This is a genomic window from Mesorhizobium sp. M7A.F.Ca.CA.003.01.2.1, assembly GCF_003998945.1.
GTDB lineage: Bacteria > Pseudomonadota > Alphaproteobacteria > Rhizobiales > Rhizobiaceae > Mesorhizobium > Mesorhizobium ciceri.
In genome coordinates this window covers 1-2,540 of sequence record NZ_RZRA01000833.1, presented here as the reverse complement: position 1 = coordinate 2,540, position 2,540 = coordinate 1, and the positions used below count along the sequence as shown (strand labels likewise).

The 2,540-nt window shown below is 59.3% G+C and carries 3 protein-coding genes; 1 reads left to right on the top strand and 2 read right to left on the bottom strand.

Annotation, left to right across the window (positions count from 1 at the left end; translation table 11 throughout):
* Positions 1 to 75: 75 nt before the first annotated feature.
* Both EN969_RS36675 and EN969_RS26330 read right to left on the bottom strand, forming a co-directional pair.
* Positions 76 to 522: a GFA family protein gene (locus EN969_RS36675; RefSeq protein WP_063168030.1), complete on the bottom strand. Its 447-nt coding sequence runs from the start codon at positions 520 to 522 to the stop codon at positions 76 to 78.
* A 62-nt stretch (positions 523 to 584) separates the two neighbouring features.
* The gene (locus tag EN969_RS26330; RefSeq protein ID WP_013531539.1) at positions 585 to 884 is read right to left on the bottom strand and encodes a PRC-barrel domain-containing protein; all 300 of its coding nucleotides are present in this window, start codon (positions 882 to 884) and stop codon (positions 585 to 587) included.
* 571 nt (positions 885 to 1,455) lie between these two features.
* Here EN969_RS26330 and EN969_RS26320 point away from each other — a divergent pair.
* On the top strand, positions 1,456 to 2,205 hold the full coding sequence (locus EN969_RS26320) for a Crp/Fnr family transcriptional regulator (RefSeq protein WP_082826458.1): 750 nt from the start codon (positions 1,456 to 1,458) through the stop codon (positions 2,203 to 2,205).
* The last annotated feature ends 335 nt before the right edge of the window (positions 2,206 to 2,540 follow it).

The window sequence follows — 2,540 nt, the reverse complement described above, 5'->3', positions numbered from 1 at the left end:
CACCCGACAGGTCTGCCCGAATAACCCGTTAGCGATCGTCAGGTTCCGCCGATATCCTGGCGTCACGCACCGCGACTACCGGTCGCGCGGGTTGCCGAACTTCGGGTCGCGCTTCCTTGAATATCGGTCGATGCGTGGCAGGCTGTCATCAAACTCGATCCACGGCAGCCTCAGGTCCCAATAGGCATGGGCTTGCGGCCGAAACCCTTCAGGGTTGTCAAAGAAGCCGATCGTCACATAGAACTCGTCCGGCAGGCCTTCGTCGCTATAGCCTATCGAGCTTCCACAGTCTGGGCAGAACGTGCGGGTGACGCCTGGCGTTTGGGAAAAGGCCTTCGGCGTCCCTCTAAGGAGCTGAAATTGCTTCGGCCGGTAACCAACCCAGATCGTCAGCGGACTTCCGATGGCCCGGCGGCAATCGTCGTCGTGATCGTAGCATATCCAGAAAGGCTCTCCGTCCAGGGCTGCGGCGATCCCTCCGCAGAAGCAGGCTCCGGTTTTCGCGCCGCATCGTCTGTCCACCCTGTTGCGCCTAAGAGAGAGCGGCCGAGTGGCCGCTCCCGTTCAAGGTGAAGTCCTTGAAATCATGCATCGTGATGCTCGGGCATGCTCTTGAGCTGATCCTTGGTCCAGTTCGTCACCGCGTGAACGTCGCCGTCTTCATCGCGCATGAATTCCAACTGGCTTGCGGGAACGGCCACCGGCTTGGCGCCAATGCCGAGAAAGCCGCCGACATCGATGACGACCTGACTGGCGGCTCCTGAGCCGTGCACATGCGAAACGCTGCCGACTTTGTTGTCGTCTGCGTCGTAAATCGTGGCGTCTTCGAGAATGTCTGGTGTCAGTTCGGTGCTTGTGAGGCGTACGTGGTTGGTGTGATCCATCTTTCGAGACTCCTGTTGGGTGGAATATTTGAACCTCTCAGCCGAGCAATCGTTCCGAACAATTCCGGGGGCGACGGACGGACGACGCAAGGACGCTAGAAGCCTCAACTCAGCCTCCGTCCGAATTGACTCGCAAAGCTCCGTACGGAAGCGTACAAAAGGAAATCGTCAGCAGCACAGTTGGGGCGCTGACGCTTGGGAGTGACCATCGCTCTTGCCCATCACGAGGCATGGTGTTGCACGGCGAAGGAGCCCGAGCACCCCGGTCTGCCATTGGGCGCGATGACCGCGCTGGCGCGGGATACAGGCGCCACTGAACAACAGATACGCGAAATCATATCGCTCCTCGGGTTCGATCGCGCCTCTATCCTGCGGGAGGCTCGTTTGCTGGCGAAAGATAGTCAGCCAACAAGGCCTTCGAGTCTTCAGCAGTAACTGTCGGTTTCATACCAACGCGCCCGCCCGTCTAGTGCTGCGCGAGACGAAGTCTATGGTTCGTTACCGTCCGCTCGTTCGACGGGCGCGGCCGGCTAAGAGATCCCAGTGCTCTTGCCCAAGGGAAAAGAGTCTCGTGGATTACCAGACACTGCAAGCCAAGAGCGAATTGCTTCGCCGGATGAGCGCGGACGATTTCGCGCGGCTACGTCCGCATCTGGCGAGTGTTTTTCTTGAGTTGCGCGCGCCGCTGGAGACCGCGGGGCAGAAGATCGAAGCCGTCTATTTTCTGGAAAGCGGGCTGGCCTCGGTAGTGGCGAGGACTTCGCCTGCGACCGAAGCCGAAGTCGGAATCATCGGGTTCGAAGGAATGACCGGTTCGGCCCTGGTCATGGGGGACGACCAGGCCAACTTTGATTGTTACGTCCAGTCGACATGCGAGGCTCTCCGGATAGAGGCTGCCCCCTTCGTCGAAGCCCTGGAGGACAGCCCTACATTGCGGTCGTTCCTGTTGCGCTATGTCCAATATTTCCATGTTCAGACAAGCTATACGGCATCGATCAACGCGCGGCAGAGCCTGGAAGTTCGACTGGCAAGATGGCTTTTGATGTGCAGCGACCGCACTGTCGGCGACAGGCTTATGATAACCCATGAATTTCTGTCCATCATGCTTGGTGTGAGGCGTCCGGGGGTTACCGTCGGCCTCCAGATGATCGAAAGTTACGGTTATATCCGAGCGCGCCGCGGAGAGATTACGATCCGCGATCGAGACGGTCTCATGACGTTGGCGCGAGATTCTTACGGTCCACCCGAAACCCAGTACCGCCGGCTGATCGGAGATTTGGGCTCGAAGCATCCCGCGAGGCAGGAGCGGCCTCTCGTTTGAGCGCGCCGGGCCAACAGAGGCTTCTCCGCCACAGAGCCGCCAGCGGACATTTCGAGTGGCCGGCGCGATGATGCCGGTGAGACACCGTTGCCTAAACCCGCGCCGGCCACTGCGGCATGTTTTGGGGATGCCGCGTTGCCAATCTAGTTGCCGACAAGCAACTGGCAACGAAAGCTCACGGTTTGGTAAGAACCGTACGTACATGCACGCAAACTCCCTCGGTCGCGTTCAAGGCATGCTCGCGAAATCCTGAGTTGAATACAGTCCCTCGATAAAATCCGGATTGGCAGGCCCTGTCCGTCGTTGTGGTGACGTCCGCAGGGTGGGTGCAGATT

Coding starts and splice junctions, on each gene's coding strand:
- EN969_RS26330 (WP_013531539.1), bottom strand. CDS start 884: ATGGATCACACCAACCACGTACGCCTCACAAGCACCGAACTGACACCA.